This window comes from Cellulomonas flavigena DSM 20109, from assembly GCF_000092865.1.
Taxonomy (GTDB): domain Bacteria; phylum Actinomycetota; class Actinomycetes; order Actinomycetales; family Cellulomonadaceae; genus Cellulomonas; species Cellulomonas flavigena.
Genome location: NC_014151.1, coordinates 2,761,201 through 2,786,722 on the forward strand (window position 1 = coordinate 2,761,201; position 25,522 = coordinate 2,786,722).

General features: G+C 75.8%; 19 protein-coding genes and 1 pseudogene. 11 read left to right on the forward strand and 9 right to left on the reverse strand.

The features are described from left to right. Positions 1 to 80: 80 nt before the first annotated feature. Positions 81 to 995: pseudogene (locus tag CFLA_RS21285) on the forward strand (ThiF family adenylyltransferase); the annotation flags it as partial. A gap of 207 nt (positions 996 to 1,202) precedes the next feature. Here the strand turns inward: CFLA_RS21285 and CFLA_RS20495 are convergent. Next, complete coding sequence (locus CFLA_RS20495; RefSeq protein ID WP_280956292.1) at positions 1,203 to 1,544, reverse strand: WhiB family transcriptional regulator; 342 nt, start codon at positions 1,542 to 1,544, stop codon at positions 1,203 to 1,205. Between the two features lie 404 nt (positions 1,545 to 1,948). After that, on the reverse strand, positions 1,949 to 3,961 hold the full coding sequence (locus CFLA_RS12470) for an ATP-dependent helicase (protein WP_013117690.1): 2,013 nt from the start codon (positions 3,959 to 3,961) through the stop codon (positions 1,949 to 1,951). Between the two features lie 163 nt (positions 3,962 to 4,124). Between CFLA_RS12470 and CFLA_RS12475 the strand changes: the two genes are divergently transcribed. Continuing rightward, positions 4,125 to 4,391, forward strand: coding sequence for a mycoredoxin (locus CFLA_RS12475; RefSeq protein WP_013117691.1), 267 nt, complete (start codon positions 4,125 to 4,127; stop codon positions 4,389 to 4,391). Positions 4,392 to 4,449: 58 nt separating this feature from the next. Here CFLA_RS12475 and nudC read toward each other — a convergent pair whose 3' ends face one another. Then, entirely contained in the window at positions 4,450 to 5,439 is a 990-nt protein-coding gene (nudC, locus tag CFLA_RS12480) for an NAD(+) diphosphatase (RefSeq protein WP_187291298.1), read from the reverse strand. Between the two features lie 125 nt (positions 5,440 to 5,564). On the opposite strand from nudC, the gene CFLA_RS12485 reads away from it, so the two are divergent. Next, positions 5,565 to 6,503, forward strand: a complete 939-nt coding sequence (locus tag CFLA_RS12485) for a phosphotransferase (protein WP_013117693.1) — start codon at positions 5,565 to 5,567, stop codon at positions 6,501 to 6,503. Here the strand turns inward: CFLA_RS12485 and CFLA_RS12490 are convergent. Together CFLA_RS12490 and CFLA_RS12495 are read right to left on the reverse strand one after the other, a co-directional pair. Then, positions 6,500 to 9,988, reverse strand: coding sequence for an ATP-dependent helicase (locus CFLA_RS12490; protein WP_013117694.1), 3,489 nt, complete (start codon positions 9,986 to 9,988; stop codon positions 6,500 to 6,502). The genes CFLA_RS12485 and CFLA_RS12490 overlap by 4 nt on opposite strands. Then, the gene (locus CFLA_RS12495) at positions 9,985 to 13,215 is read right to left on the reverse strand and encodes an ATP-dependent helicase (protein WP_013117695.1); all 3,231 of its coding nucleotides are present in this window, start codon (positions 13,213 to 13,215) and stop codon (positions 9,985 to 9,987) included. The genes CFLA_RS12490 and CFLA_RS12495 overlap by 4 nt, the downstream gene beginning before the upstream one ends. Positions 13,216 to 13,368: 153 nt before the next feature. On the opposite strand from CFLA_RS12495, the gene CFLA_RS12500 reads away from it, so the two are divergent. Further along, positions 13,369 to 14,037, forward strand: coding sequence for a TetR/AcrR family transcriptional regulator (locus tag CFLA_RS12500; protein WP_013117696.1), 669 nt, complete (start codon positions 13,369 to 13,371; stop codon positions 14,035 to 14,037). Between the two features lie 56 nt (positions 14,038 to 14,093). Then, positions 14,094 to 14,321 carry a DUF3107 domain-containing protein gene (locus CFLA_RS12505; RefSeq protein WP_013117697.1) on the forward strand — a complete coding sequence of 76 codons (228 nt, stop codon included), beginning with the start codon at positions 14,094 to 14,096 and terminating at the stop codon, positions 14,319 to 14,321. Positions 14,322 to 14,360: 39 nt separating this feature from the next. On the opposite strand, the gene CFLA_RS12510 is transcribed toward CFLA_RS12505, so the two are convergent. After that, positions 14,361 to 15,161, reverse strand: coding sequence for a ferritin-like fold-containing protein (locus CFLA_RS12510; RefSeq protein ID WP_013117698.1), 801 nt, complete (start codon positions 15,159 to 15,161; stop codon positions 14,361 to 14,363). Between the two features lie 353 nt (positions 15,162 to 15,514). Here CFLA_RS12510 and CFLA_RS12515 point away from each other — a divergent pair, with 353 nt between their 5' ends. Beyond that, the gene (locus tag CFLA_RS12515; RefSeq protein WP_013117699.1) at positions 15,515 to 17,311 is read left to right on the forward strand and encodes a DEAD/DEAH box helicase; all 1,797 of its coding nucleotides are present in this window, start codon (positions 15,515 to 15,517) and stop codon (positions 17,309 to 17,311) included. Positions 17,312 to 17,499: 188 nt separating this feature from the next. Here CFLA_RS12515 and CFLA_RS12520 read toward each other — a convergent pair whose 3' ends face one another. Further along, complete coding sequence (locus tag CFLA_RS12520; RefSeq protein WP_013117700.1) at positions 17,500 to 18,120, reverse strand: MarC family protein; 621 nt, start codon at positions 18,118 to 18,120, stop codon at positions 17,500 to 17,502. Then, on the reverse strand, positions 18,117 to 18,959 hold the full coding sequence (locus CFLA_RS12525; protein WP_013117701.1) for a PHP domain-containing protein: 843 nt from the start codon (positions 18,957 to 18,959) through the stop codon (positions 18,117 to 18,119). Before CFLA_RS12525 ends, CFLA_RS12520 begins: the two co-directional genes overlap by 4 nt. An 81-nt stretch (positions 18,960 to 19,040) precedes the next feature. Between CFLA_RS12525 and CFLA_RS12530 the strand changes: the two genes are divergently transcribed. After that, positions 19,041 to 20,594, forward strand: a complete 1,554-nt coding sequence (locus CFLA_RS12530; RefSeq protein WP_013117702.1) for an aminopeptidase P family protein — start codon at positions 19,041 to 19,043, stop codon at positions 20,592 to 20,594. Between the two features lie 9 nt (positions 20,595 to 20,603). Here CFLA_RS12530 and CFLA_RS12535 read toward each other — a convergent pair whose 3' ends face one another. Continuing rightward, complete coding sequence (locus CFLA_RS12535) at positions 20,604 to 21,221, reverse strand: YflT domain-containing protein (RefSeq protein WP_013117703.1); 618 nt, start codon at positions 21,219 to 21,221, stop codon at positions 20,604 to 20,606. Between the two features lie 70 nt (positions 21,222 to 21,291). Between CFLA_RS12535 and CFLA_RS12540 the strand changes: the two genes are divergently transcribed. The 4 genes from CFLA_RS12540 to CFLA_RS12555 all read left to right on the forward strand — a co-directional run bounded on the left by CFLA_RS12540 (position 21,292) and on the right by CFLA_RS12555 (position 25,320). Further along, entirely contained in the window at positions 21,292 to 22,599 is a 1,308-nt protein-coding gene (locus CFLA_RS12540; protein ID WP_013117704.1) for a magnesium transporter MgtE N-terminal domain-containing protein, read from the forward strand. Continuing rightward, positions 22,592 to 23,119: a DUF1003 domain-containing protein gene (locus CFLA_RS12545; RefSeq protein WP_013117705.1), complete on the forward strand. Its 528-nt coding sequence runs from the start codon at positions 22,592 to 22,594 to the stop codon at positions 23,117 to 23,119. Before CFLA_RS12540 ends, CFLA_RS12545 begins: the two co-directional genes overlap by 8 nt. A gap of 10 nt (positions 23,120 to 23,129) precedes the next feature. Beyond that, positions 23,130 to 24,095 carry a hypothetical protein gene (locus CFLA_RS12550; RefSeq protein ID WP_013117706.1) on the forward strand — a complete coding sequence of 322 codons (966 nt, stop codon included), beginning with the start codon at positions 23,130 to 23,132 and terminating at the stop codon, positions 24,093 to 24,095. Between the two features lie 61 nt (positions 24,096 to 24,156). Next, on the forward strand, positions 24,157 to 25,320 hold the full coding sequence (locus CFLA_RS12555; protein ID WP_013117707.1) for an Mrp/NBP35 family ATP-binding protein: 1,164 nt from the start codon (positions 24,157 to 24,159) through the stop codon (positions 25,318 to 25,320). Positions 25,321 to 25,522: the final 202 nt, after the last annotated feature.

Genomic DNA, 25,522 nt, shown 5'->3' on the forward strand with positions numbered 1-25,522 from the left:
GCGCCGGCGCGTACGACGCACCCGGACGTGCCTGTGGACGAGGCCCGACGTCCGGCCGGCCGCGGTGCCATCGTGGCGCGATGGACCGACCCCCCGCCGCTCCCGTGCTGCTGCGACCCGGCCTGCGCGTGCTGCCGCGCGGCGACGACGAGGTGCAGGTCGGCACCGACCCCCGGTGGGCGGTGCGGCTCGTGGGCCTCGCGCCCGCCGAGGTGCACCTGTGGGCGCAGGTCGACGACACGACGGACCTCACGCGGCTCCCCGCGCGTGCCCGCGCCGCCGGCCTCGACCCGGTCACGGTGGCGGCCACGGTCGACGAGCTCTCCCGTGCCGGGCTGACCCGGGCGCGGCCGGACGTGACGACGGCTGTGCACGGGCCTGCGGCGGCGGACGCAGCCGCGTGGTCGCTGCTGCACCCGGACGCGGCGGGCGATGCGGTCGTCCTGGCACGTGCTGACGCGGTCGTCGGCGTGGTGGGTCTCGGTCCGACAGGGCTCGGGGTCGCGCGCCAGCTGGCCGCCGCGGGCGTGGGAACGCTGCTGCTCGACGACGACACCCCGGTCCGCTCGCGCGACGTCACCGCGGGTGCCCACCGTTGGTCGGACGTCGGCACGCCGCGCGCCGTGGCATCACGGCGGCTGCTGCGCGACGCGGCCCCCGGGGTGCGCACCGACGACGACCGCCCCGCCGACGTCGTCGTGCTGGTGGAGCGCGACGCCGCCGACCCCGTGCGCGCGACCCGGCTCATGGGCGAGCACGTGCCGCACGTGTCCGTGGTGGTGCGCGCCGCGGACGCGTCGGTCGGCCCGTTCGTGCGGCCCGGCGTCGACCCGTGCCTGCGGTGCCTCGACCTGCACCGCACCGACGCGGACGCCGCGTGGCCGACGGTGCTGGGCGCGCTCACGCGGCACGACGACGACCGCCTCGCCCCGGGCGAGGTCGGCGTGCTCGCCTCGGCGTGCGCGGCCGTGGCGTCCGCGCAGGTCCTGGCGCTGCTGGCGGGCACGACCCCCAGCCTGTGCGGGGTGACGGTGGAGCTCGCGCTGCCGGGTCTCGTGCCGCGCGAACGACGCTGGTCCGCGCATCCCGGCTGCGGGTGTCGCACTCCCCCGGCGTCCGGGGTGTGCCGACGAACGGTCGGCAGGCAGTCGTCGGAGCGGTCCGCCCGCCGCCCTCCAACAGGGGGCGGACCGCACCTGACGTCAGGCCGCGCTCGCGTCCTTCCGGGGCCGGCCACGGCCACGCTTGGTGGCCACGACCACACCGCCGACGAAGACCTGACCGCCCCAGACACCCCAGGGCTCGGCCCGCTCCACGGCGCCGGCGAGGCAGCCCTCGATGAGCGGGCACTCCCGGCACAGTGCCTTGGCCCGCTCGACGTCGGCCTGGCGCTCGGCGAACCACAGCTCGCTGTCGTAGGACCGGCACGGGATGAGGTCCGCGACCATCCGGTCGAACTGGTCGTTCGTCGTCGCGGTGCTGCTGGTGGGCCAGGGGCCGGATCCGCCCTGGTTCACGTGGTCGAGCAGCGTCGTGAGCCGCACGATGTCCTCCTGGTGTCCTTGCGAGGGTGAGCTGTGGGTGCCGGATCGGGCCGCTCGCCCCCGGTCGGGAGACCGGAGAAATGAGAGAGGCCGCGGATCCGTGTCGGACTCCGCGGCCTGCCTGGTGAGGCTGGTGCTACGGGGTCCTTGGTCGGAGATCGGTTCCGGACGTCGCGGGACGCGGACGGCGCTTCAGCCCGGCGATGGGCAGAGCGATCCCCTGGAACTCGATGCCGGTGGGCACGAGGACGTGCGTGTACTGGTGACGCCAGCACACGGTCGAGTTCGACATCAGCTTCACTTTCCGGCACCTCCTCTCCAGGGACGGGTCCCGCCTCTTCGGCAGCACCCCGCGAACAAGGACGTGACCACCCTAGGACCGGGCGTCACGACGTCACAACCAATTATTCCAAGTTCGTCCTGACGGCTTCCCGGGAGCCCGGTGCGCCCTCGTCCGCGACGACACGCAGCAGGTCGTCGCCGTACTCGCGCAGACGTGTGGGCCCCAGGCCCTGCACGTACCGCAGGTCCGCCGGCTGCGTCGGCATGGCGGCGGCGACGGCCTCCAGCGCGACGTCGGGAAGCACACGGAACGCCGCCACGCCACGCTCGTCGGCGACGCGCGCACGCCACTGCCGCAGTCGCTCGAGCACCGCCGGGTCCGCGGGCGCCGAGCCGCGCCGCACCGCCCCGCGTCCACCCTCCTCGCCGGGCCACAGCCCGGTGAGGAACCGCGAGCGCGCGCGGGCGGCCCGCGAGCCGGGCGTCCGCGCCGCGGCGTAGGACAGCTCCAGGTGCCGCCGGGCGCGCGTGACGCCGACATAGAGCAGCCGCCGCTCCTCCGCGACGGCGGCCTCGGTCTGCGCGAGCGAGATCGGCAGGAGACCGTCGGACAGGCCCGCGAGGAAGACCGCGTCCCACTCCAGCCCCTTGGCGGCGTGCAGCGACGCGAGCGTGACACCGTCGACGGTCGGCGCGTGCTGCGCCGACGCCCGGTCGTCGAGCTCGGCCACGAGGTCGGTGAGCGTGGCACCACCGCGCGCCGCGACGAGGTCGTCGGCCAGGCCCACGAGTGCCTGCATCGCGTCCCAGCGCTCGCGCGCCGCCCCGCGTGCCGCCGGTGGCTGCGGCGCCCATCCCACGGAGGTGAGGATGTCGCGGACGGTCTGCCCCAGCGGCACGTCGGGGTCCGCCGAGCGCGCCCCCCCACGCAGCAGCACGAGGGCGTCGCGCACGTCGCGCCGCGCGAAGAACCGCTCACCGCCGCGCACCTGGTAGCCGACGCCCGCCGCCGCGAGGGCCTGCTCGAACGCCTCGGACTGCACGTTGGTGCGGTACAGCACGGCGATCTCGCTCGCCGGCACACCGGCCGCGACGAGACGCGCCGCGCGTGCGGCGATGCCGGCGGCCTCCGCGTCGTCGTCGTCGTACGCCGTGAACCTCACCTGCGGGCCGTCCGGCTGCTGGGCCACCAGGTGCAGCGGGGCCGGGTCGCCGGGACGGCGGGTCGCGTGCAGGACACGGTTGGCCAGCCCGACGACCTGGGGCGTCGAGCGGTAGTCGCGCACCAGGCGCACGACCTGCGCGCGCGGGTGCCGCGTGGTGAACGTCAGCAGGTGGTGGGGCGAGGCGCCGGCGAACGAGTAGATCGTCTGGCTCGGGTCACCCACGACGCAGACGTCGTGCCGCCCGCCGAGCCACTGCTCGAGGAGGTACTGCTGCAGCGGGCTCACGTCCTGGTACTCGTCCACCACGAAGTGCCGGTACTGCGCACGTACCTCGTCCGCGACCTCGCCGCGCTGCGCGAGCATCGCCGCCAGCAGCAGCAGCACGTCCTCGAAGTCGATGACGCCCCGCTCGGTCTTCACGTCCTCGTACGCCGTGAGCAGGCGGGCGACCGCCTGCGCGTCCTGACCGGCAGGCGTCGGACGGCGTACCGCCGCGGCTGCGCGCTCGTAGTCCTCGGCGGTGACGAGCGAGACCTTGGCCCACTCGATCTCGGCCGCGAGGTCGCGCACGCTCACCCGGTCCACCGAGACACCTACGCGTCGCCCGGCCTCGGCGACGAGCGTCGCCTTGGCCTCGACGAGTCGCGGCGGTGCGCCGCCGACGACCCGCGGCCAGAAGTGCCCGAGCTGGCGCAACGCCGCGGCGTGGAACGTGCGGGCCTGCACGCCGCCCGCGCCCAGGTCACGCAGCCGCACCCGCATCTCGCCGGCGGCGCGCGCCGTGAACGTCACGGCGAGCACGGACGCCGGCCGGTACACGCCCGTGCGCACGCCGTACGCGATGCGGTGCGTGATGGCACGTGTCTTGCCGGTGCCCGCGCCGGCGAGCACGCAGACGGGACCCGTGAGCGCGGTCGCGACCGCGCGCTGCTCGGGGTCGAGCGCGTCGAGAAGGGAGTCGGCGGACATCGTCGACCAGTGTCCCAGCCCGCACCGACACCCGGGCCCGCACGCCGTCGGCCTGTGGAGGAACATGCACGACCCGACGCACGTTGACGACGACGACCTGCGACGCGCCGACGCGCCGCGACCACGGCCGGCGACGGCCGAACGGCAGAGACTGCGAGGGACCATGACGACCACCCCGGCACCGGGCACCGTGACGATGTACTCCACGACGTGGTGCGGGTACTGCCACCGGCTGCGCAAGCAGCTCGACTCGGCCGGCATCGCGTACGACGTCGTCGACATCGAGCAGCAGCCCGACGCCGCGCAGTTCGTCGAGTCCGTCAACGGCGGCAACCAGACCGTTCCGACCGTCGTCTTCCCCGACGGGTCCGCCGCGACCAACCCGTCCCTGGCCGAGGTCCGCGAGCGGCTCGGTGCCGTGACCGCCTGAGGCGTCGCACCCCGCCCGCCCGCCCGCCACGCCCGCGTGGCGTGCCGGGCGCGGGGAGTCAGTCGCTGCGCCCCCACCACTGCTCGACGAGCGCGCGCGCGATCGACGCGCCGCCGGGCAGCAGCACCTCACCCGCCGCGACGGCCGCGGTGAGCTCGTCGCGCGTGAACCAGCGCGCGTCGGCCATCTCCACGCCGTCGACCTGCACGTGCGTGGTCGTCGCGCGCGCCCGGAACCCGAGCATGAGCGAGGCCGGGAACGGCCACGGCTGGCTGCCGACGTACTCGACCTCGTCCACCTCCACACCGGTCTCCTCGAGGACCTCGCGCCGCACCGCCTGCTCGGCGGACTCGCCCGCCTCCACGAAGCCGGCGAGGGTCGAGAAGCGCCTCGGCGCCCACGCAGCGGCGTGACCCAGCAGGATCCGGTCGTGGGCGTCGACCACGGCCATGATGACCGCGGGGTCCGTCCGCGGGTAGTGCTCCGAGCCGTCGACGTCGCACACCCGGGACCAGCCCGCCTGCGCGACCCGCGTCGGCGCGCCGCACCGGGGGCACCGCGGGTGCCGGTCGTGCCACGCGTCGAGCGCGACGGCCGCCGTGGCCAACCCGGCGTCGTGCGCGTCGAGCGACGCGCCGACGGCGCGCAGCGTGCCCCAGCCCTCACGTACCACCGGGCCGTCGGCCAGATGCACCAGCACGTCGGCCGGCTCGCCGCCGGTCGTCAGCGGGTGGCGGTCCGGCAGTCGCAGCGCGAGGACGACAGCGCCGTCGTCGTGCGCGCCGAGCAGCAGCCACGTGCCGTCCTCGGCCCGCGTCGCGGCGTCGCTCCCGGCCGTCACCGCGAGCAGGGCGCGGGCGGACGCCGGGTCGAGCCACCGCACACGGTCCGCGCCGTCGAGGAGCAGGCTGCCGTCGCGTACCGCCAGCACGCGCGTCGCCGGGTCCGCGAGCGCGGTGGCGAGGGCGCCCGCGACGTCGCGGAGGTGGGCGGCACGAGGCACGGTCGAGCGGGCGAGCGGCAGGCCGGTCAGGACGTGGCGGGTCACGCCCGCCACGCTACGGGTCGGCCGCGGCGAACGGGCGGGGGCCCCGCGGCACGCCGGACGAACCGGACGCGACACCCCGCGCGTCCTCGCCGTGCCGCACCGGCGGCGGCCCTACGCTGACCGTCGTGAACCGTTCGCCGCTCGCTCTCGCCGCCCTCGCGACCGTCGCCGTGCCCGGCCTCGACGCGTACGACGTGCGGCGGCCCATCCACCCCGGCACGGACGTCGACGTCGCCGTGGTGATCGACTCCGTGCGGCAGCGCTGGGTCGTGCGCGCGCCCCAGCACCCGGCGGCGGGGGCGGCCATGGAGGCCGAGGTCGCGCTCCTCGAGACGCTCGGGCCGTTCACGGACGACGGTCGGCTGCCGTTCGCGGTGCCGCGGCCCGCCGGCTTCGCGCACCTGCCCGAGGGTGGGCGCGCGAGCGTGCACCGCGAGATCCCGGGCCGCCCGCTGCAGCTCGAGACGCTGCGCCCCGGGCCGGGGCTCGCCGCGGCCGTCGGGCGTGCCGTGGCGGCGGTCCACGAGCTCCCGACGTCGGTGGTGGAGAACGCCGGGCTGCCGGTGTACGACGCCGCCGGTTACCGCGAGCGCCGCCAGGCGGAGGTCGACGAGGCAGCCCGCACGGGCCTGGTGCCGCCCGCGCTGCTGCGCCGCTGGGAGGAGCTGCTGGAGGACGTGGCGATGTGGCGGTTCCGCCCGACCGTCGTCCACGGCGACCTGTCGAGCAACCACGTGCTCGTGGCCGACGGTGCCGTCGCCGGTGTCCTCGACTGGGGCTCGACCATGGTCGCGGACCCGGCCGATGACCTGTCGTGGCTGCTCGTCGCGGCGCCGCAGGACGCGGTCGACGCGATCCTCGAGGCGTACCTGCTGCGCCGTACCGAGCTCACCGACCCGCACCTGGCGGACCGCGCCCTGCTCGCGGGCGAGCTGGCGCTGGCCCGCTGGCTGCTGCACGGCGTGCGCGCGCAGCGCCAGGACGTCGTCGACGACGCCGTGCAGATGCTGCGCGACCTCGAGGAGCACACCCTGGTCGACGAGGCCGCGGGGCAGTACAGCTAGGGCGCGTCACCTGCCGCCGCCGTGTCCTGCGCGGACGTCGGCGCGGCAGCCGCGAGGAGCCGGGCGACCTCCTCCTCCCCCGGCAGGTGCTCGGGGACGACGGTCGCGCCCGATGCGACGTAGCAGAAGGCCGCGCGCACGAGGTCGGGGTCGGTGCCGCTCAGCCGCGCCCACGCGAGGCGGTAGACCGCGAGCTGCAGGTCGCGCGACGCCCGCTCGGCGGGGTCACGCGGCGGGGCACCGGTCTTCCAGTCGACGACGACGACGGCCCCGGGCACGCCGGGGCGGTCGGGGTCGGAGAAGACGGCGTCGATGCGTGAGCGCAGGACGTAGCCGCCGACGGTGGTCTCGACGTCGACCTCGACGGCCACCGGTGCGCGGTGTGCCCACGGCGTGCGCAGGAAGGCGGCGCGCAGCTCCACCTGGCCCGGGTCGTCGGGCAGGACGTCGTCGTCGGCGCCGGGCAGGTCGTCGACGTCCACGAGCGCCGCCCGGCCGTACCATGCCTCGACCCACGCGTGGAACGCGGTGCCGCGGCGTGCCTGCGGAGAGGGCTCGCGCGGGACCGGGCGGCGCAGGTGGAGCGCGAACTGCTCGGGCTGGGCGGCGAGCCGCACGAGGGACGACGCCGACAGGTGCGCGGGCAGCGCCACGCGCCCGTCGCCTCGTCGACGGGCGGCCTGCTCGGCGAGCAGCCGGTCCGCGAGGGCGTCCCAGTCCTCGCGGTCACCGACCGGCGAGCCCGGCGTCGGCGGACGGTCCGACGCCGCGGCGCCGGTCGCACCCGCGCCGGTGTCGTGGGAGGCGCTCCCGGTCGCACCCGCGCCGGTGTCGTGGGGGTCGGTCCCGATCTCACCCTCGTCAGGGCCCGTCCCGCTCGCGGCGAGCTCGGCCATCGCGGCGGTCACGGCCACCGCGGCAGCCGTCACGGCGTCGCGTCGCGGCGCGGCGCCGTCGCGCGCGAACGGGTCCGCCGGCCACTGCGCGGTCGGCGTCAGCGCGGCACGCGGGTTGGAGGCCTTCGGGTCCGGCTCCTCGGCCCGGCCGACGACCTCCGCGAGGCCGGCGTCCATCAGGTCGGTGAGGAACGGGGAGGCCTGGCGTGGGGCCTTCGCGTCCCCCCAGTACGCGGCGGTGAGCAGCAGCGCCTCGCGGGCGCGGGTGAGCGCGACGTACGCGAGGCGGCGTTCCTCGGCGACCTCGTGGTCCCCCGCGTCGAGGCGGAACCGTTCGAGACGCTCCGCGAGCTCCTTGGGCGACTCCGCACCGGCGCACTCGAGCCGCGGCAGGTCGTCCGCGTCGCCGCGCAGCGGGTACGGCAGCACGCCGAGGCCGGTGAGCCACGCGGAGTCCTTGGGTCCGTCCTTGCCGAGCATCGCGGTGGCAGGCAGCCCGCCGTCGACCATCCCGGCGACGACGACGGCGTCCCACTCCAGGCCCTTGGCCGCGTGCACGGTGGTCACCTGCACGGCGTCGGGGTCCGGCTCGGTCACCGGGAGCTCGAGTCCGTCCTCGCGCGCGTCGGCGGCCTCCAACCAGGCGAGGAACGCGCCGAGCGTCGGTCGGTCGGCCCCGCGCGCGAACTCCGCGGCGACGTCGGCGAGAGCGTCGAGGTGCGCGCGGGCGCGGCCCGGCGTGACGTCGGCACGCGCCTGCACCTCGATGTCGAGGCCGAACAGCCGCTCGGCCTCGCCCACCAGCTCCGGGAGCGAGAGCCCCTGGTGCGCGCGCACGGCCCGGAGCACCGCGGCGAGGTCGAGGAGCCGGCGCCGACCCTCGGGGGTCACCGTGCGCCCGGAGGGGCTGCGCCAGCCGGGGGGCGGCGGGGCGTCGAGCGCGTCGACGAGGCTGCGCTCGTCGACGACGTCCGCCTCGACGCCCGGTGCACCGCCGGGGCGCCCCGTGGGACGCGCGCCCTGCCGCGCCCACTCCCCCAGCGCGTGCAGGTCTGACGCGCCCAGGCGCGTGCGCGCGCCCGTCAGCAGGCGCACGACGGCGTCGCCCCGGGTCGGGTCGTGCGCGGCCTGCAGCACCGCGACGAGGTCGACGACCTCGGGCGTCGCGAGCAGCCCTCCGAGGCCGACGACCTCGACCGGCAGGCCTGCGGCCCGCAGCGCACGCCGTAGCGGCTCGAACTGCGAGCGCTTGCGGCACAGCACGGCCGCGGTGCGCGCGCCGGCCGGGTGGTGCGCGGGCCGCCACCAACGGGCCACCCATGCCGCGACCGCGTCGGCCTCGTCCTCGACGGTCTGCGCGACGAGCGCCTGGACCAGGCCGTCCCCCGCACCGGGGCGCGGGGCCAGGCGCGGCACGTCGACGCGTGCGCCGCCCGTGCGCAGCGGCGCGGCGACGGCGTTGGCGGCGTCGAGGATCGCGATGTCGTTGCGCCACGACGTCGACAGCGGCACGACGTCGGCGGGTCGGCGCCGCTCCCTCCCGTCGGGCCCCTTCTCGACGACCGGGAACGCGCCGGGAAAGCGGGCCAGGCCGCCGGGACTCGCGCCGCGCCAGCCGTAGATGGACTGGTGCGGGTCGCCGACGGCCGTCACCGGGTGGCCCGCCGTGAACAGCGCCTGCAGCAGCACGAGCTGGGCGTACGACGTGTCCTGGTACTCGTCGAGCAGCACGACGCGGAACCGTTCGCGCTCGGCGGCGCCGACCTCGGGCACGTCCCGGGCGATACGTGCGGCGAGGGCGACCTGGTCCCCGAAGTCGAGGCTGTCGGCGGTGCGCTTGCGCGCGCGGTAGTCGGCGACGAGGTCGAGCACGCGCGCACGCTCGCCGAGCGACGCGACGAGCTTGCGGACCTCGGCGTAGGGAGCGCGCGGCGGCGTCCCTGCGGGCGTCGCCAGCAGGGACGCCACGAGGCTCTCGATCCCCTGGCGCGCCAGGGACGGGTCGAGCAGGTGCTCGTCGAGGGCGCCGGACAGCGCGAGCACCGCCTCGACGACCGTCGACGTCGCGGCCGCGGTCTCGAGGTCCCCGGCCCACGACTCGACGACCTGCGACGCGAGCTGCCACTGCGCCGCCTCACCGAGCAACCGGGCCCCGGGCTCGACCCCGAGCCGCAGCGCATGGTCGGAGACGAGCGACGCCGCGTACGCGTGGTAGGTCGAGACGTGGGGCCTGGCGAGCTCGTCGACGACCGCGGCGTCGGTCGGCAGCTCGACGCCCTCGGCCGCTGCGGCCCGCACCAGCCCGCGCAGCCGCCGCCGCACACGCTCGGACAGCTCGCCGGCCGCCTTGCGCGTGAACGTCAGGCCCAGCACCTGGTCGGGCGCGACCAGGCCGTTCGCGACGAGCCAGACCACGCGCGCCGCCATGGTCTCGGTCTTGCCCGAGCCCGCACCGGCGACGACGAGCGACGGGCGCAGCGGCGCCTCGATGACGGCGCGCTGCTCGTCGGTGGGCGGGTGCTGGCCGACCAGCTGCGCGATCCGCACCGCGGACAGTGCGGCGGCGCGCGCCCCGGTGGCGACGCTCACGCGACCACCTGCCCGCCCTCGCCGCGCAGCGGGCACGCCCGCCGTACGGGACACCTGTCGCACAGCTCGTTGCCGCGTGCCTCGAAGCTCGCGGCGGCCATGCGGTCCGCGACCTCGTCGACGAGCTCGCGCGCCCAGCTCGGTCCCGTCTCCTCGGGGCCGAGCCCCTCCTGACGCCGCTGGGTCGGGCCCCCGGAGCCGTGCGCGAGGTGCACGAGCCGCGCTCCGACGCTGTGCGTACCCGGCGCGAGACCGGGCACGGCGCCTGCGTCGACCGCCAGCTGGTACGCGCCCAGCTGCGCGTGCTCGGCGGCCTGCGCGACGCTCGGCACGCGGGACCCGGTCTTGAGGTCCACGACCTCGACGGCACCGCTCGCGCCGTCGCCCTCGACGAGCGCACGCTCGACGCGGTCGATCGACCCGCGCACGACCGCCCGGTCCGTCTCGACCGCGAACGGCGCCTCGACGAGCAGCGGCTCGCCCGCTCCTCGCAGGTACGCCGCGAGTCGCTCCAGCATCGCGTCGGCCTTGCGCCGTGCTGCGACGGCGGGCCAGCCGTCGCCCAGCGCGAGCTCGGCCCCCCGCCGGTCGAGCTCGGCCCGCAGGGTCGGCAGGTCCGCCGTCGGGTGGTCCTGCGCGATCGCATGGACCAGCGTGCCGAGCGACTGCTGCGCGGACGACGCGGGCGTGCCGCCCGCGGCCTCGAGCGCCCAGCGCAAGGTGCAGCGCTGGGCGGTCTCGAGGCGCGACGGCGAGACGGGCACCTTGACCTCGGCGGGCCACAGGGGGTCGTCGCTCGAGGGCTCGGGCAGGCCGAACCAGGAGGCCGGATCGGCTCCCGGGACGCCGTGCGCGGCCAGCCGCGCGAGCGTGCGCGCGGCCCGCTCGTCCGTCCGCCCCTCGAGCGCCGCGCGCTCGAGCACCCCGCGCAGCCGCGCCACGAGACCGCGCAGGTCCAGGGGCGCCGGCGCGCTCGTCCGCCGCGGGTCAGGGCCGTCGTCGTCGGCGCCCGGCTGCACGAGGTCGAGGAACGGCGAGGGCGTCGCGTCCTGGTCGTCGACCGCCGTGACCAGGAGCAGCGTGCGCGCCCGAGAGCACGCGAGCGCGAAGGCGCGCAGCTCGTCGGCCAGCACCGCGGCGCGCGCGGCACGCGCGTGCTCCTCACCCGGACCGCCGGCGGTCGCCCGGCCCGCCAGCAGGTCGACCAGGGTCTGCGCGCCCAGCAGCGAGTCGCGCAGTCGCAGGTCGGGCCAGACTCCCTCCTGGACGCCGACCACCGCGACGACCTCCCACGAGCCGCCCGCCGCGCCGGCGGGCGTCAGCACGCTGACGCCCGCAGCCCGCGAGGCAGGCGCCAGCGAGTCCGCGGGGAGGTCCTGCGCCATCACCCAGTCGACGAAGGCACGGGGTGCCGCCTGCGGCATGCGCTCGACGAACGTCTCGGCAGCACGGAACAGCGCGAGCACCGCGTCGAGGTCACGGTCGGCCCGCTCGCCGCCGGCCCCGCCCGCGAGCGCTGACCGCCGCCACGGCTCGGCGAGCCCGGCACGGTCCCACACCGCCCAGAGCACGGCCTGCACGTCGGCACCGGGCACCGCCGCGGCGTCGCGGCCCGCCTGAAGGAGCGTGGCGAGACGCTGCACGGGACGCCCCACGTGCGGCTCGAGGGTCGCGGTACGCCCAGGCTCGGCCAGGGCCTCGACGAGCAGCGCGTCGCTCGACCGCCCACCGCCACCCGCGAGCTCCTCGGCGCGCAGCGCACGGCGCACCCGCCGCAGGCCGACGGCGTCGAGACCACCCAGCGGCGAGCACGCCAACCGCGCTGCGACCTCCGCGTCGAGCTCGTCGGGGGCGAGCGCGACGCGTACCGCGTCGAGCAGCGGGCGCACCGCCGGTTCGTCGCGCAGCGGCACGTCGCTGCCGACGACGCGGACGGGCACCCCGGCCTGCGCGAGGGCGCGACGCAGCGCCGTCGCGCGGCTGCCCGTGCGTGCGAGCACCGCCATCTCCTGCCACGGCACGCCGCCCTGCAGGTGCGCGCGACGCAGCCGGTACGCGACCCACGCCGCCTCCTGCGCGGCGCTCGGCAGCACGGCGACCCGGGGGGCCGGGCCGTCCGCGCGCTCGGGCGGCACGGACGCCCGGCGGTGGACCACCGTACCCGACGTGGGCACGCGCTCCGTGATCCGCGCGGTCACCTCGCGCAGCGGTCCGGTCTGCCGCCACACGGTCCGCAGCACGACGTGCGCGGCGCCCGACGCGCCGGGACCGGTGGGCGCGGCAGCGGCGGCGAGCAGCGTCGGCTGCGCACCGCGGAACGTCTGGACCGCGACGTCGGGGTCGCCGAGCAGCAGCAGGTGCGCACCGCCGTCCGCGAACGCCCGCAGCAGCCGCGCGGTCGCGGTCGTGCTCTCCTGGTGGTCGTCGACCACGACGAGGCGCCGGCGCGGGCAGGGCACGCCCGGCACCTCCTCGTCCCACGCGCGCAGCGCGGCGACGGCGGCGTCCACCACGACGGCCGGGTCGAGCCGTTCACCCGCGTCGGGCGTCCCCGCCGCGAGCGCCATGACGTCGAGGTACTCCTCGTACACGCGGGCGGCGGCGACCCAGGCCGGGCGGTGCTCGCGACGCCCCAGCGCCGCGAGGTCCGCGGGCGTCAGACCACGCTCGGCCGCTCGCATCAGCAGGTCGCGCAGCTCGTCGCGGAACGCTCGCGCGCCGAGGGCCGCCTCGGGCACCGACGCCGGCCACGCGGGGCCGGGCACCTCGCCGGAGGCGTGCCCCGCGAGCAGCTCGGCGAGCGCCACGTCCTGCTCCGGCCCGGAGACCAGCACCGGTGCGGGCTCGCCCAGCGCACCGGCGCGCGCCCGCAGCACGGCGAACGCGACCGCCGGTGCCGTCTGCACCAGCGGTCGGCCTGCGGTGCGTCCCAGGCGGACGGCGAGCCGGTCCCGCAGGTCGGCGGCAGCACGACGGCTCGCGGCCAGCACGAGCACGTCGTCGGGCGCGAGCCCGGCACCGACGGCGGCGGCCGCGGCCTCGAGCGCGACGGTCGTGCGGCCCGTCCCGGGGGCCCCCGTGACGAGCAGCACCGGGTCCGCCCCGGCGGCGACGCGGTCGACGACCTCCCGCTGGAGGTCGTCGAGGACGGGGCGCGCCGCGTCGCCGAGCGCCGCGCGCTCGACGAGGGGCGCCGCCACGAGCCGGGTCGTCGGTGCCGTCGTCACGCAGGGATCCCATCACGTGCCACCGACATCGGCGGCACGGCGCGCGCCGTGCCGCCCCGGGCCTGCGGACCACGCCACGCCAGGCGCGCGGGACGCTGCTCCGTCCGACGGACGTGACGTCTTCCCGCAACACGGCGTCGCTACGATTCCCGGATGACCGACGACCACGACGCCCCCGGCACGCGCTCCCGCGGGCCTCGGATGGCGCGCGCGGAGCGCAGGTCGCAGCTCCTGGCGGTCGCGCTCGACCTGTTCGCCACCGAGGGCTTCCACCACGTCTCGATGGACGACATCGCGGAGCGCGCCGAGGTCAGCAAGCCCGTGCTGTACCGGCACTTCCCGTCCAAGCTCGACCTGTACCTCGCGGTCGTCGACGAGCAGGGAGCGCAGCTCCTGGCGACCGTCGAGCGTGCGGTCGCACCCATCGAGGCGGGTCCGCTGGCCCGGGGCGAGGGCCGGGCGGTCGTGGCCGCGGTCGTCGAGGCGTACCTCGGCTTCGTGCAGGTGGCGGGCGAGTCCTCCACGCTGCTCTTCGAGTCCGACGTCACGCGGGACAGCCAGGTGCGCGGGCGCGTCGAGCGCGCGGACGCGGAGGTCACGCGCCGGATCGCCGAGGTGCTCGTCACCGTGACGGGCCGGGACCGCGGCGACGCCGACGTGCTGGCCGCGGCGCTCGTGGCGACCGCGCAGGGCGCGGCCACGTACTGGCTGCGGCACGGCGGCGGGACGGGCGTCGACCGCGTCGTCGAGCTCGTCACGAGCCTGCAGTGGCGCGGCCTCGCCGGCCTCGTGCGGCCCGACTACCCGTACGGGGACGCCTAGGATCGGGACGACCAGCCCGACGTCGTGCGTCGGGCCCCGTCCGATGAGGAGAGCCCGTGGAGATCACGATCGGCGTGCAGCACCACCCGCGCGAGCTGACGCTCGAGTCCGACCAGCCGGCGGACGAGGTCGTCGCGGCCGTGCAGGCGGCCGTCGAGGGCAGGACGTCGACGCTCGACCTGACGGACACCCGCGGGCGTCGCGTCGTCGTGCCCGCCGCCGCCCTCGGCTACGTCGAGATCGGCGCCGAGACGAAGGGCCGCGTGGGCTTCGGCCAGGTGTGACGGTACGCCCGGTGCCCGGCACGTGCCGGGCACCGGGCGTCAGGCCGTGAGGTGCAGCCGTGACATGCGGCGCGTGTGCTCGGCGGTCAGCTCGTTGAAGACCGTCGCGGGTGCCTGGGCGACGCTCTCGCGCGCCGCGACGTGCGACGCCTCGCCGTCGGTGCTGTCCGACGCACCGGCCCGGGCCAGCACGCGTGCGACCTCCGGCCGCTGCGCGACGCGCTGCACGACCCCGAGGGCCTCGCCGACGAGCCGCCGGCCCCACAGCGCGAGCCGCGACGACAGCACGTCGTCGCCCGCGCACGCGCGGTCGAGCTCGCCGACCGCGAGCTCGGTGCGCGACGCGTCGTCGAGCACGTCGGCGACGAGCCGTGCGGACTCCTCGTCCAGGCCGCGCGCGACGAGGCGGCAGAAGTCGTCGGCGACGCCGTAGCCGACGTACGCCTTGAGCAGGCGCTCGGCCCACGTGCTCGACGGCGTGCGGACGTCGAACTCCGTGAGCAGGCCGTCGAATCGCGCCAGCGCCGTGGCGGGGTCGCCGCCGAGCTCCTCGATGCGCGCGAGCACGCGGTCGCGCCGCTCCGTGCAGCACGCGGCGAGGCGGCTCAGGGCGAGCGACTGCTCGAGCCCGGGTGCCTGGCGGCTGTCCTCGGCGAGTCGGGCGAAGGCCTGGTGCTCGACGCTCGCGACGAGCCCGAGCACCTCGACGGCGTCGGCGACCTCGAGCGCGCGCACCGCGTCCGCGTCCTTGCCGCTGCGGTTGGCCGTGCGGTCGTCGGTGCGTCCCGGGCCGGTGTGCTCGGGGTACGGAGGACGGGAGCTCCCGGCGCTGGTGGTCATCCGGCGATCGTAGCGCCGCGGGGTGCGCCGCCCGCCGCCGCCCGGGTGACCGCGCGGGTGTCCGATAGACTGCCGGGGTACATCCCGTACATCGGTTGCCCGTTCGTCTCGGTTTCCCGGCCCGGCTCCCCGCCGCGGCCCTCCTCGCACGACGCGCACCCGTCCGCCGCCCGCCGGGCACGACGCCCGCGGCGCGCCGGCAGGTTGCGCCGTGGGGGGTGACGTCTACGATCGGCTGCCGGCCAACCCGCGTGGCGCAGCCCCGCTGTCGCCCGGGTCGGACGAGCGCACGACGCGCCGCCGCAGCCCGGGTGGGCACCGTGAGCCGTCACCCTGGCAGTGAAGAGCCGCACGTGACCACGGACCAGACCGTCGACACCCCCACGACCGACACCATCGACACCCCCGAGACCGGGATCCGCACCGCTGCGGACGCCGTCCCCACCGAGTCCCCGACGGGCTCGCGCCGCGCCGCCTCGGTGCAAGCCGTGGACGCCTCGTTCGCCGACTTCGACGTCCGCCCCGAGATCGTCGCCGCGCTCGCCGCGGCCGGGATCACCCAGCCGTTCCCCATCCAGGCGATGACGTTGCCGGTCGCGCTGTCCGGCCACGACATCATCGGCCAGGCCAAGACCGGCACCGGCAAGACCCTCGGGTTCGGCGTCCCGCTGCTGCACCGCGTGATCGCCCCCGGCGAGGACGGCTACGACCGGCTGCCCGCGCCGGGCGAGCCGCAGGCGCTGGTCGTCGTCCCGACACGTGAGCTCGCCGTCCAGGTCGCCGGGGACCTCGCCATGGCCTCGACGGGTCGCAAGGTCCGCATCGTCCAGGTGTACGGCGGGCGCGCGTACGAGCCGCAGGTCGAGGCGCTGCAGCGTGGCGCCGACGTGGTCGTCGGCACGCCGGGTCGCATGATCGACCTGCTCAACCAGCGCCACCTGCGCCTCAAGCACGCCACCGAGGTCGTCCTGGACGAGGCCGACGAGATGCTCGACCTGGGCTTCCTGCCCGACGTCGAGAAGCTGCTCGCGGCGACCCCGCCGAACCGCCACACGATGCTGTTCTCGGCGACCATGCCCGGTGCCGTCGTCGCGATGGCGCGCCGCTACATGTCGCAGCCCACGCACATCCGCGCGTCCGCGCCGGACGACGAGGGCCAGACGGTCAAGAACATCAAGCAGGTCGCCTACCGTGCGCACGCGCTGGACAAGGTCGAGCTCCTCGCCCGGATCCTGCAGGCCCGCGGCCGCGGCCTGACGATCGTCTTCGCGCGCACCAAGCGCACCGCCGCCAAGGTGGCCGACGAGCTGGTGGAGCGCGGGTTCGCCGCCGGCGCGATCCACGGTGACCTGGGCCAGGGTGCGCGCGAGCAGGCGCTGCGCGCGTTCCGGCACGGCAAGGTCGACGTGCTGGTCGCGACCGACGTCGCCGCGCGCGGCATCGACGTGGAGGACGTCACGCACGTCGTGAACTACCAGTGCCCCGAGGACGAGAAGACGTACCTGCACCGCACCGGCCGTACCGGCCGCGCGGGCAACAAGGGCACCGCGGTGACGTTCGTCGACTGGGACGACATCCCGCGCTGGGGGCTCATCGACAAGGCGCTCGGCCTGGGCATCCCCGAGCCGGTCGAGACGTACTCGTCGTCGCCGCACGTCCGGGAGGACCTCGACGTCCCCGAGGGCGTCACCGGTCGCCTGCCGAAGTCGCAGCAGACGCGCGCCGGTCTCGACGCCGAGGTGCTCGAGGACCTGGGCGAGACCGGCAAGCGCGGGGGTGGCGCCCGTCCCGCGCGGTCCGGCGACCGCGCCGGCCGCGGTGACGGCGCCCGGGGCGACGGCGGCCGTGGCCGCTCGGGCGGCCCGGCGCGCGAGCGCGACGGCGAGCAGCGCACCGAGAGCGACGGCGAGGGCCGTCGCCGACGCCGTGGCGGCCGTGGCCGCTCGAGCGGTGAGGCTGCCCGCACGGAGCTGGGCGAGGCCGCGCCGCAGTCCCCGCAGCGCTCCGAGCAGGCGTCCGCCGGTGACGACGGGTCGACCGGCGAGTCGACCGGTGCGCCGCGCCGTCGGCGGCGTCGCCGCTCGCGCGGCGGCAGCGGCGGCGCCGCGGGTGCTGCGGCGGACACCGGCACCGCGCCCGCCGACGCCTGAGCAGCCGCACGACGTCCGACCCGGAACGCCCCGCGCCGCACGGTGCGGGGCGTTCCGTCGTCGCGGCCGGCCCGTGACGGTCACCGGCGACCGGGCACCTCAGGAGTGGTCACACCTGTGCCCCGATCGTTCAGGTGTGGTCACACCGGTGACCACACCTGGTCGGGCTTGCGCGTCGGACGGGTCCGTCAGACCTCGCGGGCGAACGTCAGCACGGCGTCCGCGAGCAGCTGCACGGCGATCGCCGCGAGCAGCAGTCCCGCGATACGGCTGACGAGCATCGTGCCGGAGTCCTTCAGCACCCGGTGGATCGCACCGGCGAACCGCATCGACAGCCACAGGCACAGATGGACGAGCACGACGCCGAGGCCGAGGGCGACCCAGTCCGTCACCTCGCTCGACTGCTGCACGAACACCATGGTCGCCACGATCGCGCCGGGGCCGGCCAGCAGCGGCGTGCCGAGCGGCACGAGCGCGACGTTGCCCTGCGTGCCTTCCAGGCCCTCGTTGCTGTCCATCTTCCCCGTCAGCAGCTCCATCGCCACGAGGAGCAGCAGCAGGCCGCCGGCCGCCTGCAGCGCCTGCACCGAGACGTGCAGGTAGTTGAGCAGCGACTGCCCGAACAGCGCGAAGCCGACGATGACGCCGAACGCCACGAGGATCGCCTGCCGGGCGGCGCGCTTGCGCTGCTGGCGGGTCATCGAGCCGGTCAGCGCGAGGAACAGCGGCACCGTGCCCGGCGGGTCCATGATGACGAACAGCGTCACGAACACCGAGATGAACAGCTGCACGTCGAGCACGCTGCTCACGCGCCCACCACCTCCGTCGCGCCCTGCCGGACGATCTCCTCGAGCACCTGCGGGTCGGTGAGGTTCTCCCCCAGCCGGTTGAGCTTGCCCGCACCGTGGTAGTCGCTCGAGCCCGTGACGATCAGGCCGAGCCGCTCCGCGATCGCGAGCAGCCGCTCGCGCTGCGCGGGCGAGTGGTCGCGGTGGTGCACCTCGAGACCCGCGAGCCCGGCCTCGGCGAGCTCGTCGAAGACGTCGTCCGGAACGATGCGGCCGCGAGCGTCCGCGGCGGGGTGCGCGAAGACCGGCACACCCCCGGACGCGCGGATCGCCGCGACGGCCACGGGCGCCGCAGGCGCGTAGTGGTCGACGTGGTACGGCCCGTCGGAACGCAGCAGGTGCGCGAAGGCCGCGTCCCGGTCGGGCACGACGCCGCGCGCGACGAGCGCGTCGGCGATGTGCGGGCGTCCGACGACGACAGCGTCGCGCGCCTGGTCGAGCACGTCCTGCCACGTGATCGGCACGTCGCGCGCGAGGAGCTCGACGATGCTGCGGGCGCGCGTCACGCGCGACTCCGCCGCACGCGCCAGCTCGCCGGCCAGCGCGGGGTGCTCGGGGTCCTGCAGGTAGCTGAGCAGGTGCACGCTGACGCCGCGCGAGCGCGCCGAGACCTCCGTGCCGCGCACGAGCGCGATGCCGACGTCGAGCGCGGCGGCGGCGGCCTCGTCCCACCCGGCGGTGGTGTCGTGGTCGGTGAGGGCGACGACGTCGAGGCCCGCGTCACGTGCCGCGGCGACGAGCACCGCGGGGGCCTGCGTGCCGTCCGACGCGCGCGAGTGCGTGTGGAGGTCGATGCGCACCCGCCCACGCTATCCGGTCGCACCCGGGACCTCGGGCCACCGTGTCCGCTGCGGCCTGCACGGCGGTGCGATAGTGGGGACGTGAGCACCGACGAGCGCCCCGAGAACCTCACGTCCGAGACCGTGACCCCGGCCGACCACGAGCAGCGCCTCGAGGAGCGCGGCTCGAACCGGTCGCACCGTCCGCAGTCGCGGCGCTTCATCGAGTTCGTGACGTCGGGCTGGGGCGAGCGCCCGCCGTCGACGGCCGTGCGCGCCCCCGTCGCCGACCTCACGGCGGTGCGCCGCAGCGCGCTGTCCGGGCAGTTCCCCGGTGCGCGGCTCGTCGTGCCCGCCGGGGCGTTCAAGGTCCGCTCCAACGACACCGACTTCCGGTTCCGCCCGCACGCGGCGTTCGCGCACCTCACGGGCCTGGGGACCGAGCAGGAGCCGGACGCGGTGCTCGTGCTGCACCCGGTGCCGGACGGCACGGGCGACGACGGCAGCGCGCACCGCGCGGTCCTCTACATGAACCCCCTGGCGGGCCGCGACACCCCGGAGTTCTTCGCGGACACGCGCTACGGCGAGTTCTGGGTGGGTGCGCGCCCGACGCTCGAGGACGTCGCGACGACCACCGGCATCGCGACCGCGCACGTCGCGGAGCTGCGCGACGCGCTGGCGAAGGACGCCGGCGAGGGGGGCGTCCAGGTGCTCGTCGTGCCCGGCGCGGACGCCGCGGTCGAGGAGGTCGTCGCGCGGCTGCGCGGCGAGGACGAGACCGGCGAGGCGGACGCGCGCCTCGCCGAGGCGCTCGCGGAGCTGCGGCTGCTCAAGGACGCGTACGAGGTCGAGCAGATGCGCCACGCGGTCGCCGTGACGATCGAGGGCTTCGAGAAGATCGTGCGAGCGCTGCCGCGTGCGGTCGCGCACCCGCGGGGCGAACGCGTCGTCGAGGGCACGTTCCTCGGCCACGCGCGGGAGGTCGGCAACGACGTCGGCTACACGACGATCGCGGCGGCGGGCGAGCACGCCACGACGCTGCACTGGACGGACAACGACGGTCGGGTGCGACCGGGCGAGCTCGTGCTCGTCGACGCGGGCGTCGAGGTCGACTCGCTGTACACGGCCGACCTCACCCGCACGCTGCCCGTCGACGGCCGGTTCACCGACGTGCAGCGCCGCGTCTACCGGGCCGTGCTCGACGCCGCCGACGCGGGCTTCGCCGCGGCGGTGCCCGGCGCGCGGTTCCGCGACGTGCACGACGCCGCGATGCGCGTGCTCGCGGCGCGGCTCGAGGAGTGGGGCCTGCTGCCCGTCTCCGCCGAGGAGTCGCTGGACCCGGAGAACCAGCACCACCGCCGGTGGATGGTGCACGGCACGTCCCACCACCTGGGGCTGGACGTGCACGACTGCGCGCAGGCACGCGCCGAGCTGTACCTCGACGGGGTCCTGGAGCCCGGCATGGTGTTCACGATCGAGCCGGGCCTGTACTTCAAGTCCGACGACCTGCTGGTCCCGGCGGAGTACCGCGGCATCGGTGTGCGCATCGAGGACGACGTGCTCGTCACGGCCGACGGCAACGAGAACCTCTCGGCTGCCCTGCCGCGCGACCCCGACGCGGTCGAGGCGTGGATGGCGGCGCTGCGCGAGGCGTGAGGCCGGCCGTCAGGCCGTCGGTGGCGGGCCGGGCCGCGGGTCCGGCTGCGTCGTCCCGTCCGGTGCCGGGTGGACGACCGACGGGTCCGACGGCGGTGCGCCGACGGGCGGGGCCGGCGGGCGCACGGGCTCGGGCCACCCGGAGACCACTCCCCCGGTGTCGGCGAGGAGGGTGCGGGCCCGGTGCGCGTGCTCGGGCGCGCACAGCACCGAGTAGGACGTCGCGACGATCTGGCTGGACGACGCGAAGTCCCGTCGCCCCCGCGTCAACGAGTACCCGATGACGGAGAACAGCAGCCCGAACGCGCCACCGAAGAGCGCCGTGGGCAGCATGACGCCGGGTCCGCCCGACGAGAACAGCGTGAGGATCAGGCCGACGAACAGACCGAACCACACGCCGGAGAGGAAGCCTCCGAGCGCCGCGCTGGGGTACGACAGCCGACGCAGCACGCGCTCGACCATGCGCAGGTCCGTGCCGACGATCGTCACGGCGCGCACGGGGAACTCCTTCTCGGCGAGGAGCTCGACCGCCTTCTGCGCCTCCAGGTAGGTGCCGTAGGTGGCGACGGTCTCGCCCGTGGGCAGGGTCGGCGTCGTCGGGATCCGCGAGGACGACGAGAACGACATGCCCCGATCCTCCCCCACGCGCCGGGGCGCCGCCAGGCTGGGCGTCGGACCGGCGTCTAGGCTGACGGCCGTGAGCAGCGTCGGGACCCGGGTGTTCGTCGCGCGCCTCGCCGGCACCACCGTCTTCGACCCGATCGGCGACGAGGTCGGCCGGGTGCGCGACGTCGTCGTGCTCGTGCGCCTCAAGGGCGCGCCGCGCGCGGTCGGCCTGGTGGTCGAGGTACCCGGGCGGCGACGGGTGTTCCTGCCGCTGACACGGGTGACGGCCGTCGACGCCGGGCAGGTCATCTCGACGGGCCTGGTGAACATGCGCCGCTTCGAGCAGCGGGTCTCCGAGACCCTCGTGGTCGGTGAGCTCCTGGACCGCACGGTCGAGCTCGCGGACGGGTCCGGCTCGGCGCGCGTCGAGGACGTCGCGATGGAGCTGCAGCGCAACGGCGACTGGCTCGTCACCAAGGTCTTCGTGCGCCGCACCGAGCACCGCGGCGGGCTGCTGCGCCGCCGTGGCGAGACCCTGCTCGTGCCCGTCGAGGACGTCGTGGGGCTCGCCCGGCCGTCGGCCGCGCAGGGCGCGCAGCTGCTGCTGGCCCAGTACGAGGACCTCAAGCCCGCCGACCTCGCGGACGTCCTGCACGACCTGGGGGTGACGCGGCGCCTCGAGGTCGCGTCCGCGCTCGACGACGAGCGGCTGGCCGACGTCCTCGAGGAGCTCCCGGAGGACGACCAGGTCGCGATCCTCGGGGCGCTGGAGCGCAAGCGCGCGGCCGACGTGCTCGAGGCCATGCAGCCGGACGACGCGGCCGACCTGCTGGGCGGCCTGCCCGACGAGCAGGCTGCCGAGCTCCTCGCGCTCATGGAGCCCGAGGAGGCCAAGGACGTGCGGCGCCTGCTGGCGTACGAGGACAACACCGCCGGTGGTCTCATGACGACCGAGCCGGTGATCCTCGGCCCGGAGACGTCGATCGCGGCGGCGCTCGCGCACGTCCGCCGCCAGGACCTCAACCCGGCGCTCGCGTCCGTCGTGTTCGTCGCGCGCCCGCCGCTCGAGACGCCCACGGGCCGCTACATCGGGCTCGTGCACCTGCAGCGGATGCTGCGCGAGCCGCCGCACGAGTCCATCGGGCAGATCGTCGACAGCGACCTCGAGCCGGTCGCGGTCGACGCGCCGCTGCTGACGGTCACGCGCCAGCTCGCGACGTACAACCTGCTGGTGCTGCCGGTCGTCGACGAGCAGCGCCGCCTGCTGGGGGCGGTGTCGGTCGACGACGTGCTCGACCACCTGCTGCCCGACGACTGGCGCGAGACGGACGACGTGCACGTCGGCCCCCCGACACGGCCGACGCCCGTCGTGACGCGCGACGAGGTGGGCCGTGGCTGAGCGCCTCGACCAGCCGCGCACCCGCGCGCGCTCGCTGCTGCCCCGCGTGCAGGTGGGGTCGGACCGCTCCGGCCAGGTGTCGGAGCGGATCGCCCGGTTCCTCGGCACACCGCGGTTCATCGTGTGGCTCACGATCTTCTGCGTCGTGTGGCTCGCGTGGAACTCCTGGGGGCCGGTCGGGCTGCGGTTCGACAAGGCGTCGAGCGGCTTCACCGCGCTCACGCTCATGCTGTCGTTGCAGGCGTCGTACGCGGCCCCTCTCATCCTGCTCGCGCAGAACCGGCAGGCGGACCGCGACCGCGTCGCCGCCGAGCAGGACCGGCAGCGCGCCGAGCGGAACCTCGCGGACACCGAGTTCCTCGCACGCGAGATGGCGTCGCTGCGCATCGCCCTGTCCGAGGTCGCGACGCGTGACTTCGTGCGTTCGGAGCTGCGGAACCTGCTCGAGGAGCTCCAGACGGAGGCGGACGGTGACGAGCGACCCGGCGAACCCGCGGCGCGCGGCAGGTCGGACGGCTAGCCTCGCGGACGTGACCCCCCGTCGCCTCCTGCCCCCGCTCACCGCGTGCCTCGTCCTGCTGTGCGCCGCCTGCACCTCCCCGGCCGACCCCGACGCGTCGCCGTCCGCCGCCGCAGTCACGAGCGACGTCGTCGCCCTGGTCCCCGGCGGCTACGGGCAGACCGGACCCCTCGCCGAGCTGGTCGGTACCCAGCCCGACCCGACGTCCCCGTCGTACGTCGAGGACGTCCAGGCGCAGGTACGTGCGCAGGAGGAGGCGATCGCCGCCTGCATGGCGGAGCAGGGGTTCGAGTACGCCATGGCGGTGGTCGACCCGGAGGACGTCGTGCGGCCCGACCCGGACGTGCCGGTCCGGGGGTCGCGGGAGTTCGCCGAGGAGTACGGCTACGGCATCACGGATGCCCCGCCGGAGCCCGGGCAGTACACGGCCGAGTCGAGCGCTATCCCCGGGTTCTCGGAGTGGTCCCAGGCCGAGCAGGACGCCTACTGGGAGGCGCTCAACGGCCGCAGGGTCAACGAGGTGCAGGACGGGGAGGGCTCCACGACCTACGACACCGAGGGCGGCTGCCTGAACCTCGCGCAGACAGGTGGGGCGGACGACCCGTCCGCTGCGTTCGAGGAGGAGTCGTGGGAGTTCCTCGGGGCACTGCCGGACGACGGCCGGTTCGACGCGCTCGACGCCGAGTGGTCCCGTTGCATGGCGGACGAGGGGTACGAGTACGCCTCGCCGCACGCGGCGTACCGGGCCGTCGCAGACACGTCGTTCGGGGTCCCGCTCGACGACGACCACGTGCAGGACCCGGCGGCGGCGACCGAGGCCGGCGACCTCGAGATGCGCGTCGCTCTGGCCGACCTGGAGTGCCAGGTCGGGACGGACTACCTCGCTCGCTGGAGGGAGCTGAGCGACGCCGCCCAGCAGGAGTTCCTCGACGCGCACCGCGCCGAGGTCGACGCCTGGCTCGAGGCCCAGCCCTGACGCCGGCGCCACGGACCCTCGGCCCGTCCGGGTCCGTCGACGCCGCACCTACGATGGTCACGTGCCTCCCGCCGACCCCGCCGCCACCGACCCCCTGATCGACGCCGTCCGCACGGCGCTCGCCGGCGTCCAGGACCCGGAGATCCACCGGCCGATCACGGACCTCGGCATGGTGCGCTCGGTCGACCTGGAGCAGCGCGACGGTGGCGCGTTCGTCGCCGTCGGCCTGGACCTCACGACCCCCGGCTGCCCGCTCAAGGACACGCTGACACGCGACGTGACGGCGGCGGTCGCGCCCCTCGAGGGCGTCGTGGGCGTGCGCGTCGACCTGGGAGTCATGTCGGCCGAGCAGCGCGCAGCCCTGCGCACGATGCTACGCGGGACGGACGCCGAGCCGACGATCCCGTTCGCGCAGCCGGGCTCGCTCACGAAGGTGATCGCGGTCGCGTCCGGCAAGGGCGGCGTCGGGAAGTCGTCGGTGACCGCCAACCTCGCGGTCGCGATGGCAGCGGACGGTCTGCGCGTCGGCGTCGTCGACGCGGACATCTACGGCTTCTCGATCCCCCGCATGCTGGGCGTGGACCGACCCCCTACCAAGGTCGACGACATGCTGCTGCCGCCGGTGGCGCACGGCGTCAAGGTGGTGTCGATCGGCATGTTCGTGCCCGTCGGGCAGCCCGTGGTGTGGCGTGGACCGATGCTCCACCGCGCCCTGCAGCAGTTCCTCGCCGACGTGTTCTGGGGGGACCTGGACGTGCTGCTGCTCGATCTGCCGCCCGGGACGGGCGACATCGCGATCTCGGTCGCCCAGCTCCTGCCGGGCTCGGAGATCGTCGTCGTCACCACGCCGCAGCAGGCCGCAGCCGAGGTCGCGCAGCGCGCCGGTGCCGTGGCGGTGCAGACGCGGCAGCGGGTCGTGGGCGTGGTCGAGAACATGGCGTGGCTGGACCAGCCGGACGGGTCGCGGCTCGAGCTGTTCGGGTCGGGTGGTGGGCAGCGCGTGGCGGACGAGCTCGCGCGGCTGACGGGGGCCGGCGTGCCGCTGCTCGGGCAGGTGCCGCTGGACGTACGGCTGCGTGAGGCGGGTGACGGGGGGACGCCCGTGGTGCTGTCCGCCCCCGACTCACCGGGTGCCCTGGCGCTGCAGGGAGTCGCCAGGTCGCTGGCCGCGCGTCCACGGAACCTGGCGGGACGGGCACTCGACCTCACGCCCGTGGCCCGCTGATCCCGACCCCCGAGCAGCCCCCGACAGTTTCGTCAGGTCGTACGTCCGACTGTGGGAGCGCGTCCGCGCAGGTGTGACACGCATCACTTCTCACCGGGTGATTTACCGATACAGTGAACGTTCGCATGGCACCCCAACGGCGTGAAACGTTTACGAGTTGCTCGAAACACCGCGGAACGGTCATCCTGGATTGACGTTACAC